The 23,475-nt window shown below is 67.0% G+C and carries 20 protein-coding genes and 4 pseudogenes; 16 read left to right on the forward strand and 8 right to left on the reverse strand.

Going from position 1 to position 23,475, the window contains the following annotated elements; genetic code table 11:
• Positions 1-634: 634 nt before the first annotated feature.
• Together RHA1_RS53940 and RHA1_RS00010 are read right to left on the reverse strand one after the other, a co-directional pair.
• Positions 635-1,048 carry a hypothetical protein gene (locus RHA1_RS53940; RefSeq protein WP_041810841.1) on the reverse strand — a complete coding sequence of 138 codons (414 nt, stop codon included), beginning with the start codon at positions 1,046-1,048 and terminating at the stop codon, positions 635-637.
• Positions 1,049-1,390: 342 nt separating this feature from the next.
• Positions 1,391-2,581, reverse strand: coding sequence for a Fic family protein (locus RHA1_RS00010; protein ID WP_011593337.1), 1,191 nt, complete (start codon positions 2,579-2,581; stop codon positions 1,391-1,393).
• A gap of 452 nt (positions 2,582-3,033) precedes the next feature.
• Here RHA1_RS00010 and RHA1_RS53155 point away from each other — a divergent pair, with 452 nt between their 5' ends.
• The 5 genes and pseudogenes from RHA1_RS53155 to RHA1_RS51375 form a co-directional block, all read left to right on the forward strand.
• Entirely contained in the window at positions 3,034-3,234 is a 201-nt protein-coding gene (locus RHA1_RS53155; RefSeq protein ID WP_009472491.1) for a hypothetical protein, read from the forward strand.
• Positions 3,235-3,623: 389 nt separating this feature from the next.
• Positions 3,624-3,767, forward strand: coding sequence for a hypothetical protein (locus tag RHA1_RS51370; RefSeq protein ID WP_016884935.1), 144 nt, complete (start codon positions 3,624-3,626; stop codon positions 3,765-3,767).
• Between the two features lie 100 nt (positions 3,768-3,867).
• Positions 3,868-4,122, forward strand: coding sequence for a hypothetical protein (locus RHA1_RS00020; RefSeq protein WP_237726811.1), 255 nt, complete (start codon positions 3,868-3,870; stop codon positions 4,120-4,122).
• A 567-nt stretch (positions 4,123-4,689) separates the two neighbouring features.
• Positions 4,690-5,319 carry a hypothetical protein gene (locus RHA1_RS49170; RefSeq protein WP_237726812.1) on the forward strand — a complete coding sequence of 210 codons (630 nt, stop codon included), beginning with the start codon at positions 4,690-4,692 and terminating at the stop codon, positions 5,317-5,319.
• 258 nt (positions 5,320-5,577) lie between these two features.
• Positions 5,578-5,874 (forward strand): annotated as a pseudogene (locus RHA1_RS51375) (hypothetical protein); the annotation flags it as partial.
• Between the two features lie 307 nt (positions 5,875-6,181).
• Here RHA1_RS51375 and RHA1_RS53945 read toward each other — a convergent pair.
• Positions 6,182-6,940, reverse strand: coding sequence for an SDR family oxidoreductase (locus tag RHA1_RS53945; protein WP_011593340.1), 759 nt, complete (start codon positions 6,938-6,940; stop codon positions 6,182-6,184).
• On the opposite strand from RHA1_RS53945, the gene RHA1_RS00035 reads away from it, so the two are divergent.
• Positions 6,935-8,449, forward strand: a complete 1,515-nt coding sequence (locus RHA1_RS00035; RefSeq protein WP_011593341.1) for a wax ester/triacylglycerol synthase family O-acyltransferase — start codon at positions 6,935-6,937, stop codon at positions 8,447-8,449. The genes RHA1_RS53945 and RHA1_RS00035 overlap by 6 nt on opposite strands.
• A gap of 953 nt (positions 8,450-9,402) precedes the next feature.
• Here RHA1_RS00035 and RHA1_RS00040 read toward each other — a convergent pair.
• Positions 9,403-9,822 carry a DUF1931 family protein gene (locus tag RHA1_RS00040; protein WP_050787218.1) on the reverse strand — a complete coding sequence of 140 codons (420 nt, stop codon included), beginning with the start codon at positions 9,820-9,822 and terminating at the stop codon, positions 9,403-9,405.
• 346 nt (positions 9,823-10,168) lie between these two features.
• Here RHA1_RS00040 and RHA1_RS00045 point away from each other — a divergent pair, with 346 nt between their 5' ends.
• Positions 10,169-10,537, forward strand: coding sequence for a WhiB family transcriptional regulator (locus RHA1_RS00045; protein ID WP_009472503.1), 369 nt, complete (start codon positions 10,169-10,171; stop codon positions 10,535-10,537).
• A 670-nt stretch (positions 10,538-11,207) separates the two neighbouring features.
• On the opposite strand, the gene RHA1_RS53455 is transcribed toward RHA1_RS00045, so the two are convergent.
• Positions 11,208-11,435: a hypothetical protein gene (locus tag RHA1_RS53455; protein WP_011593342.1), complete on the reverse strand. Its 228-nt coding sequence runs from the start codon at positions 11,433-11,435 to the stop codon at positions 11,208-11,210.
• Positions 11,436-11,965: 530 nt separating this feature from the next.
• Positions 11,966-12,668, reverse strand: a pseudogene (locus RHA1_RS53460) (AAA family ATPase); the annotation flags it as partial.
• Positions 12,669-14,042: 1,374 nt separating this feature from the next.
• Here RHA1_RS53460 and RHA1_RS51395 point away from each other — a divergent pair.
• The 9 genes and pseudogenes from RHA1_RS51395 (at position 14,043) to RHA1_RS50235 (ending at position 21,457) form a co-directional block, all read left to right on the forward strand.
• Positions 14,043-14,216 (forward strand): hypothetical protein, encoded by a 174-nt coding sequence (locus tag RHA1_RS51395; RefSeq protein ID WP_237726815.1) that lies wholly within the window; start codon positions 14,043-14,045, stop codon positions 14,214-14,216.
• A gap of 875 nt (positions 14,217-15,091) precedes the next feature.
• Positions 15,092-15,310, forward strand: coding sequence for a VldE C-terminal domain-containing protein (locus tag RHA1_RS00065; RefSeq protein WP_011593344.1), 219 nt, complete (start codon positions 15,092-15,094; stop codon positions 15,308-15,310).
• 69 nt (positions 15,311-15,379) lie between these two features.
• Positions 15,380-16,624, forward strand: a pseudogene (locus RHA1_RS00070) (IS256 family transposase).
• 216 nt (positions 16,625-16,840) lie between these two features.
• A pseudogene (locus RHA1_RS51400) lies at positions 16,841-17,134 on the forward strand (TnsA-like heteromeric transposase endonuclease subunit); the annotation flags it as partial.
• 71 nt (positions 17,135-17,205) lie between these two features.
• The gene (locus RHA1_RS51405) at positions 17,206-17,373 is read left to right on the forward strand and encodes a hypothetical protein (RefSeq protein WP_237727033.1); all 168 of its coding nucleotides are present in this window, start codon (positions 17,206-17,208) and stop codon (positions 17,371-17,373) included.
• 357 nt (positions 17,374-17,730) lie between these two features.
• The gene (locus RHA1_RS51410; protein ID WP_237727034.1) at positions 17,731-18,264 is read left to right on the forward strand and encodes a hypothetical protein; all 534 of its coding nucleotides are present in this window, start codon (positions 17,731-17,733) and stop codon (positions 18,262-18,264) included.
• Entirely contained in the window at positions 18,167-20,401 is a 2,235-nt protein-coding gene (locus RHA1_RS51415) for an AAA family ATPase (protein WP_237726816.1), read from the forward strand. Before RHA1_RS51410 ends, RHA1_RS51415 begins: the two co-directional genes overlap by 98 nt.
• Positions 20,402-20,448: 47 nt before the next feature.
• Positions 20,449-20,589, forward strand: coding sequence for a hypothetical protein (locus tag RHA1_RS50230; protein WP_167540914.1), 141 nt, complete (start codon positions 20,449-20,451; stop codon positions 20,587-20,589).
• A gap of 682 nt (positions 20,590-21,271) precedes the next feature.
• On the forward strand, positions 21,272-21,457 hold the full coding sequence (locus RHA1_RS50235; RefSeq protein WP_167540915.1) for a hypothetical protein: 186 nt from the start codon (positions 21,272-21,274) through the stop codon (positions 21,455-21,457).
• A gap of 231 nt (positions 21,458-21,688) precedes the next feature.
• On the opposite strand, the gene nrdH is transcribed toward RHA1_RS50235, so the two are convergent.
• Entirely contained in the window at positions 21,689-21,916 is a 228-nt protein-coding gene (gene nrdH, locus RHA1_RS00095; RefSeq protein ID WP_009472518.1) for a glutaredoxin-like protein NrdH, read from the reverse strand.
• 126 nt (positions 21,917-22,042) lie between these two features.
• Positions 22,043-23,263, reverse strand: a complete 1,221-nt coding sequence (locus RHA1_RS00100) for an ISL3 family transposase (protein ID WP_011593348.1) — start codon at positions 23,261-23,263, stop codon at positions 22,043-22,045.
• Positions 23,264-23,475: the final 212 nt, after the last annotated feature.

Below are 23,475 nucleotides of genomic sequence, written 5' to 3' on the forward strand. Positions count from 1 at the left end.
CCGCGGCGCTGCTCCCGGCGCTCCGCGCCGGGAGACGGGGCGAGTCGCTGCGCTCCCCGCCAGGGAGCCGCTGCGCGGCTCGCAGTGGGTCGATTCCCGTTGCCGTCGATCGAGTCGCTTCGCTCCTCTGAGTTTCCGAGATTAGGTTCTCGCCTGCACTTTTCATCGTCCCGTTCGATCCGGTCCCCCGCACCCCAACGGGGCTGGAGAAGCGGGAGGGTGTGCCCGACCCGCCGCCCACTCGCCTTCCCGCACCGCTCCATGTCATACCCACAGCATACCACCCGGCACCCTCGAATCCCAAAACAGACGAAAAACTTAAAACACCCATATCTGTTGATAATCAACCTTTTTCGAACCTTACAATCTGAAAAACGTGCACAACCCACGTAAAAACTTACTCACCAAGTAATTACCCAAACATGTTGTCAATCAATACCTTTCAGAAACGGCTCGAAAACGGACGAAGCAGACACCCCCACGCCCGCCGACACCCCGGCGCCGGCACTCACCCGACAGGTCGCCGACACCCCACATCACAAACCGGAGACATGTCATCACACCAGGTCACAGCACCATTACGCCCGCGGGTGCCGAGGTCGCATCGATCCCACCCAGAATGGGCAGCAGAGATTCAGCAGCGGATCGCGTCGCTCGCGGCGACGCCTTGGGGCGGGAGCGCGTCATCGTGTTCGAGAGATTCTCCGATCAAGCCCGCCACGTGGTCGTCCTCGCCGCCGGCGCCGCCCGCACCCACCACCAGAACTGGCGTCGGCACCGAACACCTACTGGTCGGGATCCTCGACGCCGGCGGCCCCGGAACGGCAGCACTGACCTCATGGGGCGTCACCGCCCCGGCACTCGACAGCAAGCTCCAGGGCACCGGCGGGCTCCACCCCCGTCGCCGGGCACATCCCGAACACCGGCAAAAACGAAGAAGGTCCCCGAGGGCAGCCTCCGCCAGACCGCCCTGCTCGGGCACGAGGAAATCGGCACCGACCACCTCCTCCTGGCCCTGCTCGACGACCCCACCTCCACCGGCGCTCACGAATTCTATTGTTCCTCACCCGAACCCAGCGGACGCCGCGCGCAACCTCGACATCACCGAACGCGTTCATGCTGCAGTGGCACCAACGACGGGCGTTCAGCGCCTCCGCCTTTCGTGTCCTGCCTAAATCTTTCGTGTCCAGGATCACCCGCGCCGCCCTCGGTGGGGCTTGCCATCGCCGCCACGTCCGTGACCCGGCAGAGCGCCAGCCGACAGTGGCAGGTTCTGCGCTACCGTGTATTTCGTTGCTGCTGCGGAGCTCTCGCCGCCGGGGCCCTAACCGAGCAGCACCCGTCGCCGCGACGGGTGCCGAGGGCGCAGAGCGGCGGGCCCTGCGGAAGGCTACAGGTGCTCGGTGGTGCGCCTGCCGATGGTGGTGCTCAGGGCGTCGAGTTCGGCGAGCACACCGGTGGCGGCCCAGATCTGGTTGCGCTTGCTCTCGGAGAGCACCTCGAGCACCCCGGCCGCGGTGAGCCGGCCCAGCGCGCGGTACGCGCTGGCGTCGGTGGTGCCGGTGATCTGCTGGGCGGTGTCGGCGCCGAAGATCGGCGTGCCGAGGAGGGCGTCGATGATCTTCTCGTCGGCGGAGTTGCTGCGCGGCCGCGCGATATCGCGCCAATAGCTGGGGAGTTCGGCCAGGGCGCGGGCAGAGTCCTGCGCGGCCTCGCTGGAGACGATCGCCGCGCGGGCGACGTACTCGACGAACCCGTCGGCATCACCCGCCCGGTAGCGGGTCAGGTGGTCGAAGTAGCGGCGGGTGTCGGCGAGCATCACCGACGCCAACGGGACGGTGACCCGGTGGGTCAGGCGGCGGCGGCGCAGGATCGCGCTGATCAGGGCGCGGCCGATGCGTCCGTTGCCGTCGGTGAACGGGTGGATGGACTCGAGCTGGGCGTGTGCGATCGCGGCCTGCGCGAGGATCGGCAGGTCGGTGCGGTTCGCGAACTCCAGCAGGTCCGCCAGCAGCTCGTCGACCAGTTCCGGTGGCGGGGGCACGAACAGCGCGTCGATCGGGGTGTAGTCGCTGCCGCCGATCCAGTTCTGCACGTCGCGGAATCGGCCGGAGTCGCGGGCGGTGTAGTAGTCCGGTGCCATCAGCAACCGGTGCGCACCGAGCAGGGTGTCACCGGTGATCGGGCCGTCCCCGGCCGCGTCGACCATCGCGATCAGGGCCTTGACCGCGGCGAGCTGGGACTTGGCCTCCGCGCTGGACTTGCCACCGGCCAGCGCCTTGCCGAACGCGCGCCAGCCCGCGTCGATGTGCTCGATCTTCGACGACGCCACCGACTCGCTGCGCAGCAGGAAGTCCGACAGCGGCGCCAGGTGCTCGCCGAACCCTGCTTCGAGGCGGGCCACCGCGATGACCGCCTCCTCGTGCGCGCGGGCAACAACACCGACCAGATCGCAGTCGAGGGCGCCGATCATCGGCGGGATCATCACGTCGACGGTCTCCAGGGTGCGGTCCGCGCGCGAACCCTGCCGATGACGCGGGTTCCAGGGCCGAGTCTCGATACGATGCTCCGGCCAGATCACAGACCTTCTCCCCCTGGTTCGGTGCAAACGTAGACAACAGACATCTTAGCGTACTTTTACTACCTTAAACGTAGTCAACGACATTGATTGGTATACGCACGGCGGCAGGACACCCACCCCCGCAGGTCGGCGCCTGATGTCGTCCACGCCCGGCAGATCACCGCCCGGTCGGGTGACACCGTCACTCGTCGAACCCGACCCCGCACCGTGCCCCGAGCCATGCCGGAACCTGACTTCGCCGCGACCGAAACAACCTGCCCGGATTTGCCGCTCGTTCGAGAAGCTGATGGCGTTCGGCCGCCGCGACGAATGGTCTGACCACACCATGTCCGCCCACAATGATTCGGCACATCCTTCCAAACCTTCTGCGGAACTTAACAGGCAAGCGGTCAGGCGACGACAGGTCTGACGACAACGCCGACGACAACTCAACCCGTCGCGTCCCGGTCGCGGTGGTCGAGTCGTTGTTGGCCGCTCCCGATGCGCTGACACCCGCACAACCTGAAGAGCTTGTCGCGCAGGCGCGCCGCGTTCAGCGCGAATGGCAGATTCGGCTCCGCAACCTGGGCTACTTCATGGCCGACGACGGGGTGTTCTTCGGCTCGACCATCCTCGACACGGTGTGCAGCACACTCTTCTCAGCCGCACCCTGAACAACCTCTACAGCGGGCCGATCACACCGTTTCCACAACCGCGGGGACGACCTCGACGGATTGCATACGGCTCTGGCCGCCGCGTTCAAGGAGGTCGAGATCACCGTCGCTGTGTTCGCCGCCCGCCGCCCGCGACGTCCCGGCAGCTGATGCGCCGCGCGGGACCGCTGGCCGCGGTAGTCACCGGGATCGCGGTCTATCTGGCCGCGTTCATCTCTCACCCCCCCACAGGAGATTTGCCGCGGACACCACCGCTTCCCCGAGGACGTGCTCAACCAGTACGGACTCGTCATCGCCGAACAGCACTCCAGCCGAGCAAAGATGCCCACCGTGGCCGCGCACTGCACCCTCCACCTCGTCTCCGGCCCCGAACCACCCCCACCGTCTTCGTGGTCGATTGGCACGCGACCGGACTGGCCCTCGCCGGTGTCGTCCTCGCCGCCGGCGGCGTCTGGCTCCGGTGGCGATCCCCGCTCCGCAGCACGGACCGAACGAGTTGGGCCGGAGCGACCGCACCGCCGCGCTGCCTGTGATCCGCCGTTGCCGCCTGCCGACCGAGAGGAACCCCAGTGCCGACACCCAAACCTGACGACCAGACGACCAGACGACCAGACGATCGTCAGTCTGAACGCGGTGCGTCAGAGGACAACCGACGACCTACTGTCCGGGCACGTACCACTGACGTCGCTGCTGTACCGCCGACGCGACCGAATCGCCGCCGACCTACTCGTCTCCGACGTCCTCACCACATACATGCGCGGTCACGGGATCGGGCCGGCCGGGGTCATGGTCATGCTCGGCATCGCCGACGACGCCCGGGCCCGCGACCCGACCGCCGAACAGCGCGGGCAGATCACCGACGCGATCGCCGCGACGAGCGAGCGATAGGGGACGTCTAGCTCCGCTGTCCAGATGGCACTACTCGTCCGGGTCAGGACTCGACCGGGACCCACCGCTCCAGGCGGGCATGGCAGGGGAACTGCCCCGGGGAACGTCGCCGCGCATCGACTCGATCACCGTGTCCTCGCCGTCGACGCATGCGCGTGCGGATGGATCTGGCGGAGATCGTCGACCAGAGGCGCTCACCGAGCACTACGCCGCCGACTGCATGCCCTGCCCGCCACCGGAATCGCTCCACAGCTCCCCCCTCCGAAGCCGAGGTGTGCACGGGCAGAGTTGGCGGCAAGAGCGCTTCTGGTGTCGAGGACAGACATGCCCACCCTTCGTTGTTGCACCAAATTTGCACACCACTGTGGAAGTCCCGATCCGACAGCGAGCGCACCCCGGAAACTGTCAGCGTCCGATCCAGCACCCGTCGCCGAACCCGCAATCCGGTCCGGCGCGGCGTTCATTCCCGTCGCCTGCCGCCGCCGCACCATGGGCGAACTGGTAGACAGACCAGATGTGGTGGAACGCTCTGATCAGGAGGCCCCGATGCCACGACCATCATCATGGGTGAGGACGACGGCCTCCGCCCTCGGTGAGGAGCTGGCACGGATCGGTCTGACCGTCCCCGCCGACCGACTCGAGGACCTGCTCACCGACCGAGTCGCCGCCGTGGCAGAGCGGATGCACATCACCGAACGCACCGCCCGCCGGTACTTCGATCCTCACGCACTGCGCACCCTCGCCCGTGAACTGGCCCTGCGCATCAACGATGAGGCACCCGGCGCCGACCTGCTGACACTGCCCCGCACCATCGCCATGCCCCTGCCCACCCTCGGTGCGACAATCGCCGCCCTCGTCGAGGTCGCCGCCCTCGCCGGCGCCGACACCGGTCCCGACGAGCCGGCGACAGCGATGTCGATGATCTCCACCCTCGGCGTCCTGACCAGAGAACACGACGGTCACCTTCCCACTGTCTGGGTGCCGGAGCCACTCCTCGTGCGAGCGGTGCGGCTCATCGAGAACACCGCCGACCTCGTGCACCACGGCTGCACACTCCCACCAGGCGTCGCCGAGGACGTACGCCCCCACCTGCGGAAGGCACTGAGCGACGACGCCGCCCGGCTACGGGCACTGACCCCCCACACCGGCCGACGGACCGGCCCGGGCCTGTGGGCGGTTCCCGACGATCCCCGGTGAACACCGCGACTGCTGCCCCGAATGCCTTCGTGACGCAGAAACGCAGGAGAAACGAGATCTTCTGGGTAGTGGCTTCGGTGTCCTCGGCCGGTTTGCTCACGGACAGGTTGAGCGTGGGCAGCCCGTACTCGTCGGTCGGTGTGGTCCCGGTGACCACACCGCCGCCCGTCGAAGTCAACGCTGCCGCCCGTGCCGATGGACGTCACCCATTCCGCGCCTTTCATTGTCGAGGTGTTGCGTCGACCGGTTGAACCTGGTCGGTTCCGTTCCGGAATGTTCGTAGAATTGTTGGCCTGCAATGGCTTACGAGTTTCTATGAGAAGGTTGGGGCATGGGTGACAATGCGGCGATGGAATCGTTTTTCGCGTTGCTGCAACGCAATGTCCTCGACCGTGGCCGCTGGAGCAGCCGTGAGGAACGACGGTTGGCGACCGTCGGGTGGATCGAGACGGCCTACCACGGCGGCGCCGGCAACGCGGTTTCGGTCGACTGAAGTGCTGCCACACAATCATCACCGGCAGCTGGAAAAGACCGCCAGCAGCGGCCCCGCGATGACGCCCAGTGAAATCCGCGGTCCTTTCCACCCATCATCCGCAACACGCCTCCCGATCACATCCGGGACCCGACATATTCCCAGATCAGAGCATTCGCCCGGGCCACGGCTCTATCCTGTCCATCCTGCGACACTCGCCGTCTCACGTCAGGACGAGGACCGACAGGCGTCCGCGCGGTGAGAGAGCGCGGTGACCTCGACCGTACGATTCGCGTCGTTGATCAGATACAGCCTTTGACTACTCGAGACCGCCGTCGCTCTGGAGAAGTTGGGCGTTGATCCCTCCGCCCTCCGCGGGGCAGAGGAACGTCACCAGATTCGCGCAAGTCCTGCGGTATACCGAGGCGTCCCAGAGATGTGCAGGTGATCATGTGCGCCTTCTGCTGTTCGGTTCATCCACCCGGTGTCGGTCGGTCCGGGATTGATCGCGTTACAGGTCACTCCCAGATCGGCAAGCTCACGGGCGGCGGCCAGCGTGATCCGGTCCATCGCCCCCTTGCTCGCCCCACAGGCCAGGTTGCCGACGGTGTGATCGCTGGTCAGGCTGACCACCCGCCCGGTACCGTGCTGACCGCGAAATCGCAGCCCGTACCCCCGGATCAGCAGCCACGACGCCCGCGTACTGACCGCGAAGTGCCGATCGAAGCTCTCCACCGTGGTGTCCAACCGGCCGGAATCGACCGACTCGCAATGGCAGAACACCAGCGCGGCGACGTTTCCCAGTTCGCGCTCGACGCTGTCGAAGAGCCGATGGGTCAATCCCACTTCTCTCACGCTCCCCCGGCGGAGGTTCTTTCCGTACTCGGTGCGATCGCCGAGTTCTCTGGTGTCCGGACACACCGGGAGGTCCGCACGAACCCTCGCTGTTGCCCGCGTGCGGACGCACCGGCGGCGCAATTCGAAAATCGGTGTGCGCCAATTCGAAATTGTCGAGCGAAGCTCAGCGCGGATTCGGTCAACGACCTGCTCGGACACCACGGGGGGCGCGCCGCGGCGTAGCGTTGGGGTGACGCCTTGTGGGCTCGCCCAGCACGTTGGCTCACCCAATCCAGGTAAAACCTTATGCACCAGCTCAGTTCACTCGATGCGCAGTTCCTCGACGCCGAGACATCGACCACCTGCACCCATGTCGGGATCCTGAGCGTCCTCGGCCCCACCACACCGGGTGGCGGGCTCACGGTGCAGGCCCTCCGGGCGCTCGCCGATGGCCGATTACACCTGGTGGGGCCACTGCGGTGGCGGCTACAGCAGGTACCTCTCGGGCTCGACCGGCCCTACTGGGTGGACTCCGAGTTCCTCGACCTCGGCTATCACATCCGGGAGGTCACCCTGACCGGTCCCGGCACCGACGAACAGCTCGCCGAGCAGATTTCCGGTCTCGCGGCACGTCCACTGAGCCGCGACCGGCCCCTGTGGCAGTGCTACCTGGTGAACGGGCTCACCGGTGGCCGGCAGGCGATCTACACCAAGGTGCACCCCGCGGTGATCGACGGCCTGACCGCGGCGCAGGCTCTCGCGGTGCTGATGGACACCACCCCGCAACCCCGCACGGTGCCGCACCGGTTCAGCGACGAGCAGTACCAGGCGGCCGGCGCCCTGGGGATGCTCGGCAACAGTGCCTGGCATCTGGCCCTGTTGCCCGCGCGGCTGATGTGGTCCTCGCTCCGGCTGGCACCGCACCTGCCCGAGCTCGCCGACGCTCTCACCGTCCCGGGCGCGGACCTGCTGGGCACACTCGCCCGGGGGCTGACCCCGCGCACATGGCGGCGGCCGGCCGACGAGGCGACGGCCGGGGCACCGGCACCGGCACCGGCACCGCCCGACACCCCATTCCCCGGCCCCGACACCGCGCGCCGACGATTCGCGTTCACCTCGCTGCCACTCGGCGAGGTCGATGCGGTCAGGACCGCGCTGGGATGCACCGTCGACGACGTGGTGACGGCGCTGTGCACCACCGTGCTGCGGCGCTGGCTCATCGACCACGATGCCCCGCCAAACACGACGCTGGCCGCGGCCATGCCGATCGCACGGCGCACCGACGCACAGTTCGCGGCCGCCGACCATCGACTCTCCCTCCTGCCCATCGCCCTTCCGATCAACGAAGCCGACCCGGCCCGCCGCCTGCACAAGGTGCACACCTCACTCACGGCGGCACCCCAACGTTTCCGCGCCGCACCCGCCACCCTCGTCCGCGACGTCGGCGCCGCGCTGCCGCGAGCACTGCGCGGCCCGATCTCACGCACACCGCTGCGGGCACTGACCATGCCCACGCCACCGGTCAACCTGATCATCTCCCACGCCGCCGGCCCTGCTCGGCCGCTGTACACCGCGGGCATCGAGGTAACCGGGAACTTCCCCGTCTCCGCCGTCAGCGACATGACCGGCGGCATCACCATCGCCGCCATGTCCTACGGCCGGCACCTCGACGTCGGCATCATCACCTGCCGAAACCTCGTCCCCGATGTGTGGGACGTCACCGGCCAACTACACCAGGCCCTCTCCGAACTGACCGCGTGCACCCGCAACGTCCGATACCTGCGCCCCGCCCGTCCCCCGCACCGACCGATGTCGAGGTAACCGCGCTCTCGTCATCGGCACCACCATCTACCGACCCGAAAACGCAAATAGTCCCGGCTCTACCCGGAGGCGATTTTGCGTGGAGGCCGTCCTGTCGAGACGATCCTTGGGCAGGAAGGATTTTCGAGGTTGGCGCGGCGCTCGATTTCCGTCTACGAGGCCGACCGGCTTCAGCCGGGGCCGGCTACCGGAACGCCGCGTCGGCAGTTCCTCGAGGGGAACGGATCGTCGCCACTGAGCGAATCGGTGATCTCGCGATACGCCGGTGGTGGGGCGGCGGCGGCAAGTATGAGTTCGTCCGCGCAAAGGTGCCGGATGCGGCCGTTGGCGAAATGCACGGTCGAATCCGATACTGCCCCAAGGCTTCCATCAGCATGCGGATCAGGTCCAGATGGGAACCCTCCGACCGAAGGGGTCAGGCGGCCGGAGGATCCGGGCTCTCGCGCGGGTTTGCCGTCCGAGGCCACGCGGCAGCACGCGCATCGGATACCCCTATCCGACCGGTTCACTCCTCGAGCCGACAGGCGCATCGGTCCAGCGCACCGAGGGCGCCTGCCGATCGCATCGGTGACCAATGCCAGGGGCACGGGGATGGGTGCACGGCGGCTCGCCGTGCACCTTTTCCCACGAGCAGCCTGCGGACGTTCGACGGTCACCGCAACGTCGACATGAACATCACGGGGCGCCTCCGGACGGAACTATCCCATCACTGAACATGGAATGTGCTGTGCCATAGCCAGATTGACCGGACAGGCGGCGAACGACACGATGCCGATGCTGTCGTCGACGCGTCGGACCATCCGGCGCATCCTGCCGCCGCACCCGATCGGGTATTCACCTCAGCCGGCCCGGGCACTGCGTTTCACCCGCAGCCTCGGTCGGCATCGGCACTTCGGCGACCCGGGACGGGACAACCCTTCGGTCTCAGAGGTAGAGGTCGAGAGGGACACCGATCATCGAGCGGTGTCCGACCGTGGGGGCGCACCGTCTTCACCTCGGGATACGGTGCGGAAGGTCCGCGCGAACCTCACGCGCAGCCCGCCGGTGGTGTCGCGGGCAGCCACGACCGGGGTTTCGGTCGCGAGCATCCGGTCGAGCGACGGATAGCCGGCCAGCCACCCGAGGATCGGCTCGACTGACAAACGGTGACCTGAGCCTCGCGGAACAATCGCTGTTCTCCTGTAAACCCATGTGATCGGTATGTCCGTACAATCGATGATGTTGTGGCGAAGGGCCGCGGCAACCGCCGCGGCGACGAAGAGCAGATCGCATATTCTCCTGGCGCCAACCTCGCCGAACCGGCGACAGTCGCCCCTGCCGACGCCGCGAGCGGCCACCACCCGAAAGCTGTCCTCGAACTGATCGAGCGTCATCTTCCATCCCACCCCGGGTGGCCGGCAGGGGAAAGTCGCATACGTACAGCACAAGAGCCACAAGCCTCCCGAGGCGGGAGCCATGACACGGCATCACCCCGATGGGGCCCACACCGCCACCGCCACCGCCACCGCCACCGCCACCGCCACCGCCGAGGATTGGACACTGGACCGCCTAGCGCAGACACCAGGCCATCCGCACTACCCGTCAAACCAAGGTGCCCGGTTTGTTGTCCGGAACGAGCCGCAACCGAGACCCCACGACACATCGACAACACAGAAATTCAGTTTCCGGAGTCCGGATCTGCCCACAGATCCTCCCGTTCGGGAACGAAAGGAACCGCACTTGCTCCCCGCCCGAACCCCATCCACGCCGACCCACCAGGTCCTGAGCGGACCCGAAGGGTGGCGGGACAGCGCCGCGTGCCGCGGTATCGAACCGTCGATGTTCTTCTCCCCCGACAATGAACGCGGCATCGCCCGAAGTCACCGCGAATCACGGGCCCGGCAGATCTGCCAGGACTGCCCCGTACTCACCCAGTGCCGCGAGCACGCCCTGACGACGGGCGAACCGTACGGAATCTGGGGCGGCATGACCGAAAACGACCGCAAACGACACACCAACCGAGCTCGCCGCCGCGAGCACCGACCCCTCGCGCCCCGGCACGCGACACCGGCCACCGCCGACGCCCTGCACCTGAGCTCCGCCCGGTAACGAGCGCGTCCAACGCGGCATCCCGACGACCCCACCACCCCACGGAGAACCCCAGCTCCAGCACCAGAATACGAACCAGATCAACGGTTTTGGACCAACCAGAGTCCGGTGGAGCATCGCCGATCGAGACGCCCGAACGCGTCAACGACGCGATGCTCCCGGCCCCGAAAGCGAGCACGGTGCTCTCCGAAGCGGCGAAACACCGATTGTCACCGGTCGCGATGACGAACTGCCCTCCCGGAGCAGCGAAGGTCGCCGACCGCAGCGGGCCTCCGGTTCCTCGACCCTTTCAGGTTCGGGCAGGTTGAGCGGGGGCAGTCCGTTCTCGCCGGTCGCAGCGGCGGCCGTCATCGCAGCCTGAGCCGGATCGGGATTGCCCTCGCCCATCGGGTCGTTCGCCACCCCCACGGCGGCAACGCAGGCGGCGGTGATGCCCAACGCGGCTGCGGTCTTCACGTATGGGCGGCCACCCGAAGGGCCACGCATTCCCCGGGCTTTTAGTCGGTAGTCGCTTGGCCGGCCCCCGGCACCGCACCCGCGGTGCGGGCGCCCGGGGGTTGTCACGAGGGTTACCGCTGGCGCCGCCGAACAGAGAAGCGTCCGGAACGCCTGGACACCGAGCACGCGGCCCACGCCCCGAGCGGGTCGAGTTCCTCGAGTCGCTCTCGAGTCACTCTCGGGTCGCTCTCCGCTCTCGGGTCGAGTTCCTCGAGTCGCTCTCGGGTTGCTCTCGGGTCGCGTCGTCACCCGTCTTCGCCAGCCGCTGCCACTTGCCGGAGAGAATGAAGAACTCGTCGAGGACCGCGATCATCAGCGGTAGCTGCGAGCCCTCGATCTTCTTGTGGTGAATGTAGGCGTTGCGGGCCATCATCTCGGTGTGCAGCGCACGCACGAACATTGCCGCGCGGAGCGCGTCCTACACCATCGCGCCACAACCGGGGTAACCCTCGAGTGCCGTCGAGTTCGATCATCTTCGGATCGACACCGACGAACGGGATGCCACGGCGCACCGCCTCGGTCAGCAACCGTGCGGATCACGAACCCCTTGCCACCGCCGGTCGGCCCCACGATCACGCAATGCGGCCGGTTCGAACGCGTCGACACATCCCAGAACATCGTCAGGTCCGCCGCGCCGGTCGCATACGGCAGGTGCCGCAGGTCCGCGCCGACCAGGGCGAACGGGTACTCCACCCCGGTCGGCACCGCAGCCACGAGCCGCATCACCAGGGGGGCCCTGCGAAGGGGTCCACTCCGTGGTCCAGGTCCGGCCGGACTCGTGCACGCCCGCAAGAGATGCCAGGGCTTCGTCGACCTCCGCTTGGAAGCCGCCGGCACCGGAGTTCATCGACGGCTCGAACGTGCTCTCGACGCCGTTCTCGAGCCGTTCTCGACGCCGTACTCGACGCCGTACTCGACGCCGTACTCGACGCCGTACTCGACGCCGTACTCGTCGACCGAGTCGACGGTGACCCTCGCGTCCTTGAGGATTGCGCCGGCATCGAGCGCCGCCTGCAGCGCCTTGTGCCGCGCGGAGCGAGTGTCGGGGATGACTTCGGCGCGGGTGATGAGGATTCGATTCCTGTGCCCCTCATGCTCGACGCGGACCTCCCACTTGCCGCGGCCAGCGAATGCCTCCTCGATTGCCCGGGTCAGCTCGTGAAAACGCCTTCGGCCGGATCACGGTGCCGGGGTGCAGTGTGATCGCCGCCCGGCAGACGGTCCGTCGCCGGGGAGCCAGTGACACGATGACCTTCCGGCGACGGTGACCGGTGGTCTGACGCACCACGGATTCGAGCATCCGAGTCGACTTGTGCGCGCGGTAGCGGGACACATCGAGCGCGCACAGTGCGGCAGCGCCAGCGAGCAACGGGCCACTGGTAGCCGTGCAGCTGGGTGAGGGACGTCGGTCGCGGTCTCGTTGCCGTCGACGGCCGGCAGCAGCCGTGGCGCGTACACCGCCGCGGCGGCGCCGGCCACAGCGATCGGTGAGGTGGGGGTGAAGCGGCCGATGCGCGCCCGGTCGGGCGGCCGAATCGACCTGCGTGCCTGCGCGTGCGGTGTCGCAGTCGCCGAAGATCTCGCGGTACTGCTGAACCACCCAGTCCTCGACCGGGTCACGACGTGCGTTCACCGCGGGCTCCTTTCGCTCGGCCCGACACCACTGCGGGAGTGATGCGGGAGCACTGTGGCAACAAACGCGCGCCGGGTTCAACGGGGTATGTGGATAACTTCCGAGCGGCGCGTTCGACGAATCGTCCCGAGCCTGTCGGTGCCCCACGTAGAGCATCCCGGCGACCCCCGGATCCCAGCGGTCCGCGCGCCGCTCACCGAGACCCGGTGTGTGCCGCATCGCACGCCGTGGCGAGGCAGGCATCCAGGGGACTCGTTCGCTGTGTCGGCGGTGTTCGCCGCACGGTGCCGGAGCGGTGCGGGTGCGGCCGCGGACCCGCCCGCCGCAGCGCTCCGAACAGCAGTCGCGGACCCCCGTCGCAGAGCGCTCGAATCAGCGGTCACGGACCCCCGTCGCAGAGCGCTCGAATCAGCGGTCGAATGAGCGGTCGAGTTCCGGGCGTTTCGACGGTGATTCGACCGCTGCGGCGAGCACGTCCGAGCACGCGTGTGAGACGCCTCTCCGCGAGCGATACCGGCAGGGTCGGTGCGGCGGTCGACGCGGTCCCGATGCCGGCGCGGCGAGTCCACGAAGGGCGCGCCGAACCGGCGCCCCGCTGCGCGGTCGACACAGCACCGCCGCAGGCGTGTGACATGGGGCGTCCCGAAATAGGTTGGCGCGGCGCAATTTCTAGTAGTACACTCCCCCCTAGGCCCGAAGGGCCGGGGGGAGTGACCCCCGAAGGGGGTGGGGTTCCCCCGCTTTTCCGGACGCTCGATTCGGACGCCCGTTCTCATGCCACGACAGAGCACCCTCCGATCGGTGCCGCAGCACCACCTGTTCGATCCCCATTTCGAGGGCAATAAGACGCGCACTCGTGTGCGCCTGAACACGGGCGGTCCGGCACCACATTGCAGCGCTGAATTTCGCGCTTCCACGGCCCTGCCGCCACCGTTGCTCCGCCGGGTTCTCCGGGCACCACCCCACCGGGCGGCCCGTTGCGGTGCTCGGCGGGCCCCGATCTCTGACCGAGAGGGGGTCAAGCGCACACCGAACCACCCACGACCCGTCAGAGGTCCACGCGCGACACCCTCACCGCCCACGCAACCGATGCCCGCGCCCAGCCCATGCGTGGGTCACCAGATGGCCGAAAAGCACGCACCCCCGCTGCGCCGACGACCACCGCTGCGCCTTCGCACAAGGAAGCTATCCACATACCCCGTTGACGTCGGCACGCGATCTTTCTTCACGTCGCCCGCACCACATTTCAAGTGCTCTCGCCAGATCCGACCCGAGAAGAACCCCATCTGTGTTGCGTCCACCGTCGTCGACGCCGCACTCGCTTCACCCACACACCCCCACATCGGTGATCACTTTCTTGCTCCGGAAACCGAGGTGAACACCAACAACCTCGAGGACTGGATCGGCGACAACGTCTTCGCCGGTGATCTTCCCCGCTGGTTGCCTGCGCGATCACACTCGGAGCCCGCCACAAGCAACTTCTCGAAGGTGCCGACCGTCGGCGGACCGATCTGTCGCCGCGATCACCTTCTTCGTGCTCGCCGGTAGCCAGAACGCAATGAACGGGCTCGGAACCTTTTCCCTCAGCCTCTTCGGCGTCGACGTCTCACGCGTGCTCGTCCCTTGCGAACACATCCTCGAAGGGAGTGAGCACGTAAACGCCGACCGACCCGCTCTACCCGCGTAGACGCGCACTACCTCGGCCCCCGCGGGCAGAACCCTCCCCCGACTCGCATCCGGTACTCCGCCGTCGGGGTGAATGCAACGATCGCGGTCACGGCCTTCGTCGTCGCCCGCATGATCATCGACGTCCCTCCGGGCTTCACACCACTGGCCGTGATGCTCACGCTCACCGTCTCTCTCACCACCACGATCACCCGATACATCAACGCCGACCGACCCCCGCACTTTCCGTGTTCATCGCGGCATGGAACGACGTGGTGGCACCACGACCGCCTCAGACCCGGACAGAGCGCCCCGGCCCCGGCCCGCCGGTGCTCGACCTGTCCACTACCGAAGATCGACGGTGAAATCCGATCAGCCCGAACAAGGACATCGCCGCCGGTGCTCGACCCGAACTTCGACGAGCCGCAGCCGCCGGTCCTGCCGCCGGAAGCCCCGCCTCCCTCCCGCGCCGCGGCGATGCGCAACGCCCCCCACGACCCCGCCGGCCGAACCGGCACCACAACACCCAGCCCGGCCCCCGATCCCCGATCCCCGGGGCCCGGGGCCCGGGGCCAGCCCGCCGCCCGTCGAACCGCCCAGGACACCCGCGGCACCCCCCCTCCCACCGAACCACCCGTCGTCGACGAACCCGCCGGCCCGCAGCGACGCCGCAAACACCGCACGACCTCCGAAGCCGAGTTCGTTCCACCGACGAAGAGCTACCGCCGCTGCCCGCCGACAAAGGCAGCCAAGCGCACATGCAGATCGACTCGATCCGCATCATGCGCACAATCGCGGCGGCCTTCCCCGAGATCACCACCCTCGGCGGATGGCGCCCCACCGGCGACGTCACCCCGGATCACCCCGACGGGCGCGCGGTCGACATCATGATTCCCGACTCCGCGAGCGCCCCAGGGAAGGCACTCGGCGACACGATCGCCCGGGCTGCGGAGGGGGACTGTCGGGATAACGGTTGAACTGGATCTGGCCGACACGCCGAGTTCTCTTGGCGAGAAGGCAAGACGATGACCGAAACACTTGATCACATGGATCAGTCGAAGATTGACCACCAGAAGCTGGCCCAACAACTGTTGGCCCAGGCCAAAGCCGAGGGCGTCGAGCTGGTCGGACCGAACGGACTACTCAACCAGCTCACCGCGAACGTCCTCGAAACCGCACTCGAAGCCGAAATGGACGAGCACCTCGGCTACGAGAAACACCACGTCACGGGATGAAACGGAGAAAACTCCCGGAACGGGAGGCGGACGAAGACCGTGCTCACCGAAATCGGACCGGTACAGATCCAGGTGCCACGAGACACCGATGCCTCGTTCGATCCGCAGATCGTCAAGAAACGGCAGCGACGCCTGACCGGGGTCGACGAAATCATTTTGTCCCTCTCGGCGAAAGGCCTGACCACAGGCGAAATCGCGGCACACTTCGACGACGTCTACGGCGCATCGGTCTCGAAGGAGACCATCAGCAAGATCACCGACAAGGTCCTCACGGAGATGGCCGAATGGTCCGTCCGTCCCCTCGACCCGGTGTATCCGGTGCTGTTCATCGATGCCATCCACGTCAAGATCCGCGACGGTCAGGTCGCCAACCGGCCCGTCTACGTCGCCATCGGCGTCACCACCGCCGGGGAACGCGAGATCCTCGGGCTGTGGGCAGGTGACGGCGGGGAGGGGGCCAAGTTCTGGCTCGCCGTCCTGACGGAAATCCGCAACCGCGGGGTCGCAGACGTGTGCATCGCCGTCTGCGACGGACTCAAGGGACTGCCCGACGCGATCACTACCGTGTGGCCACTCACGGTGGTGCAGACCTGCCTGATTCACCTCTTGCGTAACACCTTTCGTTACGCATCGCGTCAGTACTGGGACGAGATGTCACGGGACCTGCGGCCGATATACACCGCTGTCAACGAGGCCGCGGCCAAGGAGCAGTTCACCGAGTTCGCCGACAAATGGGGGCCGAGGTATCCGGCGATCGTCCGGCTGTGGGAAAGCGCCTGGAGCGAGTTCGTGCCCTTCCTCGACTACGACCCCGAGATCCGCCGGGTCATTTGCTCGACGAACGCGATCGAGTCCCTCAACGCGCGCTACCGGCGGGCGGTGCGGGCGAGGGGCCACTTCCCCAGCGAGCAGGCCGCGCTCAAGTGCCTCTACCTCGCCACCCGGTCGCTGGACCCGTCCGGTAAGGGAAGAGCACGATGGGTGACGAGGTGGAAGCCGGCCCTCAACGCGTTTGCTATCACATTCGAAGGCCGAATCACCCCAACCGTGATCTAGATTCATGCGCCAGAACTGGATCCACCGATGTTCTGACAGTCCCTGCGGAGGAACGGCTGAGCGAGCGCTGATCAGGTGGGCGACGCTGTGCTGGCGCTGGATCGTGTTCCGGCCGACGATTTCGGGTTCACGCTGGGGCTGCGCGATGCAGTGGGCGGGGATCGATTCGTGCGGCTGGGGCAGTGCGGTCACTTGACGCTGGTGCAGGCCGCGCCGGTGCGGACGTTCCGCTGGTCGCGTGGGCTCGGTCATTTCCCCGGGTGGTGGTGGTCGGTGACAACCGGCCACCATGTGGGTTACGAGTCCTGGCTGGAGCGCGATCGTGTCCGCGCGCTCGATTTCGATCGGGACGTCGTCGGTATCGCGTCGCAGCCGTTCTGGCTGCACTGGAGCGATGGCAGACGCCAGCGCCGCCATGCCCCGGACTATTTCGCTCGCGTGGTCGACGGGTCGGGTGTGGTGATCGATGTCCGCGCCGATGACGCGATCGAGCCGAGGGACGCCGAAGCGTTCACGGTCACGGCGCAGGCGTGTGAGCAGGTGGTCGGCTGGCGATATCGGCGAGTGGGGTGCTGGATCCGATGCTGGCGGGGAACGTGCGGTGGCTGGCACGCTACCGGCATCCGCGGTGCGCCGGCCGGGCCGAGATCGGGCAGCGGCTGCGGGAGGTGTTCGCGTCACCGGCGCCGCTGCTGGCGACCGCCGAGCGTGCCGGAGACCGGATCGCGGTGCTGCCAGCACTGTTCTGATGTGGCAGCAGGAGCTGGTGGCCGATCTGGCGGCCGCCAGGCTGGGCCCGACCACTCTGGTGGCGACTGTGGGTTCGGTCGGTGGTGCTCGGTGAGCGGGGGATCTGCGCCTCGGCGGCCTGCGCGGTTGTCGATCGGTGATCGCGTGCGGCTGGCGGGAACGTTGCACACGGTGATCGCGGTGTCGGGAACACGAATACAGCTGGCGGACACCGGCGGTCAAGTCGCCGAGGTTGGTCTGACCGACCTATTGGCGGCCGGAGACTTCGAGGCGGTGAGTGCGCCGGCGCAGGCTCCGGTTCCCCCGTCCACGCTGTTGGACGGTGTGCCGGAAGCTGTGGCGGCGGAGGCGTTGTGGTGGGAACAGCACATCGTCGAGGTGTTGCGCGGGGTGCCGCCGCAGGCCCGGCGGGGACCAGGCCGAAACGGGAGTACGACCCGGAGCGGGTGTCGCTGACCCGCCGCGAGCAGGCCAAGGCCGCGGAGCTGACCGGGGCCGGTCGTCCGGTGACCGCGAGCGCGATCACCAAACGCCGACGCCGCTACGAAGCGCGCGGGCTGGCCGGGATGGTCGATCATCGGATCGACAAGCCCGTCACCGCGCACGGTCGGGCCGATCCGCTGGTGGTGGCGGCGCTGCAACAAGCGATCGCCGAGGCGACGCAGGAGTCCTCCCGCACGGCCACCTACCTGTTCTGGCGGACCGGCCAGATCCTGGAGGCCGCCCACGGTCCGGGGGGCCGTTCGGTTGCCGTCGCAGCGCAGTCTTTACCGGTTGCTGGAGAAGCTGGCGGTGGGCAAGCACACCACGGGATCTGCTCGCACCCGCCGGTCGCTGGCCGACCGCCCGGACGGGCCGTTCGGCGAGGCGGACGCGTGGGCGCCGGGTGAGGTGATGCAGATCGACTGCACCCCGCTGGACGTGCTGGTCCGCCTGGACGACGGCGTTACGGGCCGGATCGATTTGACCGGCATGATCGATGTCGCGACCAGGACCGTGACCGCGGCGGTGTTGCCTCCGACGACCAAGTCGGTGGACGCGAGCGTGTTGCTGGCCCGCACCGTCACGCCTGAACCGATGCGGCCGGGCTGTTCGCAGGCACTGGCGATGTCGCGGTCGGCGCTGCCGTTCGAGCGGCTGCTGGACATCGATGCCCGTATGCAGCACGCCGCAGCCCGGCCGGTCGTCATTCCCGAGACGATCGTGGTCGACCAGGGAAAGGTGTTCATCTCCCGCAACTTCCGGGCCTCCTGCAACTTCCTGGGCATCAACTTCCAGCCCGTCCACGACGCATCCGGCTGGGAAAAGGGGCATATCGAGCGGATGCTCGGCTCGGTCGGCACGCTGTTCGCCCAGTTCGTCGCGGGCTACACCGGATTCAACGCCGAACGCCGGGGCCGCCACGTCGAGCAGCAAGCGGTGTGGTCGGTGACGGAGTTGCAGGAGCTGCTGGACGAGTGGCTCGTGGCAGCCTGGCAGAACCGGCCCCACGACGGGCTCGGCGACCCCGTCCATCCGGGACGGATGTTCAGCCCGAACGAGAAATACGCCGCGCTCATCGAAACCGCAGGCTATGTCCCGGTCGCACTGTCGGCGGACGACTACGTCGAACTGCTGCCCGCGACCCGGCGGGCGATCAACGCCTACGGCGTGAAGATCAGCCATCGCACCTACCACGACAAAGCCCTGAACCCGCTGCGGCACCAGCGATCCGGCGTGACCGACCATCGGGATCTCTGGGAGATCCATTACGACCCCTACGACGTCTCACGCGTCTGGGGCCGCAACCACTGGAAGGGCGGCTGGCTCACCCTGTTCTGGAGGCACCTGCACCGCGTCGCAGCACCGTTCGGGGAACTGGCCTGGGACCACACCCACCGCGCCCTACCGGGCGCGACCGAAGAAGAAGTCGCCGACGCTGTCGCCGACCTGCTCAAACGGGCCCACCAAGGACCTTCCGACAGTGAGGGAAAGGCCTCGGCGAAACTCAGCCGCCGGGACCGGCGGGTCGCCGCGCGCACCAAGGCCAGCTCACCGGCTGCCCCGATCCCACCGCGGCCCGCACCGCGGGACAGCATCGACGAGGAACCGGACCCGGTCCGCAACAACTCGTCCGGGCGCCAAGGTGATAGCGCTGCCGATCTTCGACCCCTGCGCCGAGGCGGACAAGCGATGGTGACCCGCACAGCCCGTCACGGATCCGATGACGAATCCGGTGATGCCGACTACGGACACCTGCAGCTGACCACGCCGGACGGGTGGCGCGGCTTCGTCGCCGAGATGCACACCGCGCCGAACCTGCTGCCCACAGCGGTGTGGACGGGCCTGGCCGAGGACAAACGCGACTACTACGACGACGATCGCATCGATCACCATTCCCGGTTGCTGGTGGTCCAGACACCCACGATCCGCCAGGTCATCGCCTCCGGTCGCCGCCTGGTCCAGCTCAACCGCAACGCCCACTCCGGGCGATGCGGCTTGATGGTGTCCGGGCCCGCCGGAACCGGTAAGACCACCGCACTGACCCAGCTCGGCAAGACCGTCGAGGTGATCCACCGGCGACGTCACCCGCACGCGGCGGACGACATTCCCCTCGTCTACATCACCATCGCGCCCGCCGCCACCCCGAAGATGATCGCGATGGAGTTCGCGCGGTTCTTCGACCTGCCGATCTCGCGGCGCGCCAACATCACCGACATCGCCGACGCGGTCTGCGGCGTGAGCCGCGACGCCCGCGTCACCCTCGTCGCAGTCGACGAACTCCATAACCTCAACACCCGCACCCGCACCCGCGCGGGCGCCGACGCATCCGACACCTTGAAATACTTCAGCGAGAGGACCCCAGCCACCTGTACATATGCCGGGACCAGCCTGGAACGCACCGGGCTGCTGTCCGGCACCCGCGGCGAGCAGATCGCCGGCCGATTCGAACATGGTCCGCACCGGTCCGTTCAGCCAGGACCAACAATGGACCGCGCTCATCGCCGCCTTGGAAGACAGTCTGCGACTACACCGGCACCGGCCTGAATCACTGCCCGAGCTCGACCGCTACCTGCACAGGCGCACCCACGCAAATGATCGGCAGCCTGCTCTGGCTGATCCGCAGCGCGGCCATCAACACCGTCCTCGACGGCACCGAGAAAATCACCACGAAGTCCCTGGACGCCGTCGACGCCGACATCACCTCCGAATCCTCGGCCCCTCCCGTCGGATAAGCGGCGAGGTCCCACATGCTGCCCCGCGATCGAGCCGAGCTGATACCGGCCCTGGGCAAGGCCGGATGGTCGGTGAACGCCATCGCCGGGGCAGCTCGGCTACAGCCCGACGACGAACCGCTCCTCCCTGACCGGACACACGAGACCCGGAGTCCGAACCGCACGCACCCGCCTGCTCACCGGCGCCCTGGCCGACTACAGCCGCCAGCACCTCACCGACGACCCACAGCTACGACCCACAGCTACGACCCCACGCCCTGTTCAAAGAGTTGAAAGAACTCCGATTCCAAGCCAGCAAAGCGACCTCCAACCGCGAGATGCAACAGCTCCGGCCACCCGCCGCACAGCCGGCTCCCCCGCGCCCGCTCGGGCAGTCCAGACGAGCACACGGTCGTGCTGCCACGGCCGGTCGCACCGATCACAGGGCAAACGCTGAGCTCCTACCTACCTCGGCTCGCCCGAACCAACCACCTCACCCTCACCGAGGTCCTGGCCACACTGCCGCCCTGGTTCTCCACGAAGATCAACAACCCCGACGAACTCTCCCAGCACCACATGCTCGTCCCCGCGACCACCGACGCACTATCCGCGTCACACAGGCCCCCGTACCGAGATCTTCCTTCCGAGGAGGAGACCAATCAGCGGCAAGCCCGTGCACCCGCTTACACAACAAAGGAGCGGCGTGGACATGCTCACCGATCAGCGAGCAGACAGCGCAGGCGTTGACATGGCATACGCATCGGCGAAGCCGACCATCCCACCCATCCCTGATCGACTTCGCCGGGTGCACGATGGCGGTGCGGCGATCTGCCATCTCCCCATTGCCGATCGCCCGAATACCATTGGCGCACCAAATCTTAGCAACTGATACCCGACATCGAGTCCGAAAACTCGTGCCGGCCACCGACCTCCTCCGACGCCGACAACACCCCGCCCGCCCCCCACAACAGGACGCGCGAACAGCGCCACGACAACGACACGCCAACCACCGACAAAGACAACATCCGACCGACGCACCCGATCACATCCATCGCCAAGCAGTTCCGCTCCCCCTCAACGGTCGACGCTGCCGTCATCCAGGGGCCGAGACCGGTACCCGTCAGGCTGCCGCGAGGGCCCTGATGCGATCGGGCCGGAAACCCGCCCAATGGTCGTCACCCACCACGATGACAGGGGCCTGCAGGTAGCCGAGACCCAGCACGTAGTCATGGGCGTCAGGGTCTCGGGTGATGTCGACGATCGTGTAGTCGAGCCCCTCGTTGTCCAGGGCGCGGTAGGTGGCGGTGCATTGCACGCAGGCCGGCTTGCTGTAGATCGTGATGGTCATGGTGCACTCCGCTCCGTGATGTGTGCCGGCGGGGGACCGGAAGTATATGCTCTCCGGCCCGGGTTCGCGCGCTGACAGCGCGGAGGCGCCGAGTCCCGCGAACTCATCGAACATACATGCCCCTCCTTACGTTTGTGTGGGCAGTTTTACCTCGATTCCGCCGAGATTGAGATAGATCATCGCCGTGAGTGATTTTGCTGAATGATGACCGTAACCGCGGGCATTGATCAGTCTGATCTTCGAGTTGATCCCCTCGATAAGGGCATTGGATATCCCCAACTCGATTGCTGCACAGATTTGCTCGGATTTCTTGTCGATCATGCGCGCCAGTTGTACGAACGCATCGATCCCGCAGGACCGCGCTTCTTCGATCCACCGCCGTAGATACCGTGCAGCGTTCCGGGGCGCGATCTTGCGGTAGAGATCGCGGAACTGCTCCTTCAGACGCCACGCTGTCCCGACCTCGGTATCGGCTGCGGTCACCGTCCGCAGCAACGACTTGTGTTTCTTGGTGAGCCGATTCTTACCGAGCCGCAACACTGTGCGAGCTTGACGCCATTCCGGGGCTTGCATCGACAAGGTCCGGCGAACAGACGCCGCGTCGGAGAACACACGATCCAATGCTCGGTTCACCCACTGCATCACGTGAAAGGGGTCCATACACTGACGAGCCCGCGGGACGTGATCCTCTGCGGCGGCTCGGAAGGCGGGAGAGCCGTCCATCGACACCACCTGCACCTTGTCGCGCTCCTTCGCCGACTGTTGCTCGAAGAACTCCGAAAACGAGTCTCGGCCTCGGCCCTCGGTGATGTAGACGACCTTGCCGGTGTCGTGATCGCCGACGATGGTGAGGTACTTGTGCGGATGTCGGTAGCAGATTTCGTCGACTCCGATTCGATACAAATTCTCGAGCCTGCGCGAGTCGATCAACGCATCGACCGCCCGCGTGACGATGGAGGTGACCGTTCGCCATGCACAGCGCATCAAGGTCGACACCGAGGTCCGATCGGTGCGGGTGACCAACCACAGCACCATGTCCTCGAAGTCGCGTGTATGCCGTGCTGTCGGACGCGCCCACGGAATGTCCTCGGTCCGGACGCCGCAGGTCGGGCACTCGATCCGTCGGATCGGATACTTCAACCACACCTTGTGGCGGCCGAAGTCGAGATGGCGCCAGCGCCGCGGCGCGTGGTCGTAGGCTGCGGCGCTCGTGTAGCCGCATGGGCACTTCACACGGCGTGCTGCGAGCCTGAGGGTGACCTCGACGGAGTCGTCTGTGATCGACACATCCGACACCGATGCACCGGGGATTTGAAGCAGACGGTTAAATGCAGTACTGACGCGCACGTGTAGCGGTCCTCCGGGTTGAGGTTGGTGTAGGAACCCCGAAATCTAGAGACCCAACACGTGCGCGTCCCTCATTTCACCGGCAACTCGCCGACCACTGCGTCCAACAACACAACCCACCCTGAACAGCAGAAATGACGCCCACACAAACCTCAGGAGCGCCACATACATTCGATTATCTGTTATGGTGACCTTTCGGCACCAGTGACGGT

It is taken from the genome of Rhodococcus jostii RHA1 (assembly GCF_000014565.1).
Lineage (GTDB): Bacteria > Actinomycetota > Actinomycetes > Mycobacteriales > Mycobacteriaceae > Rhodococcus_F > Rhodococcus_F jostii_A.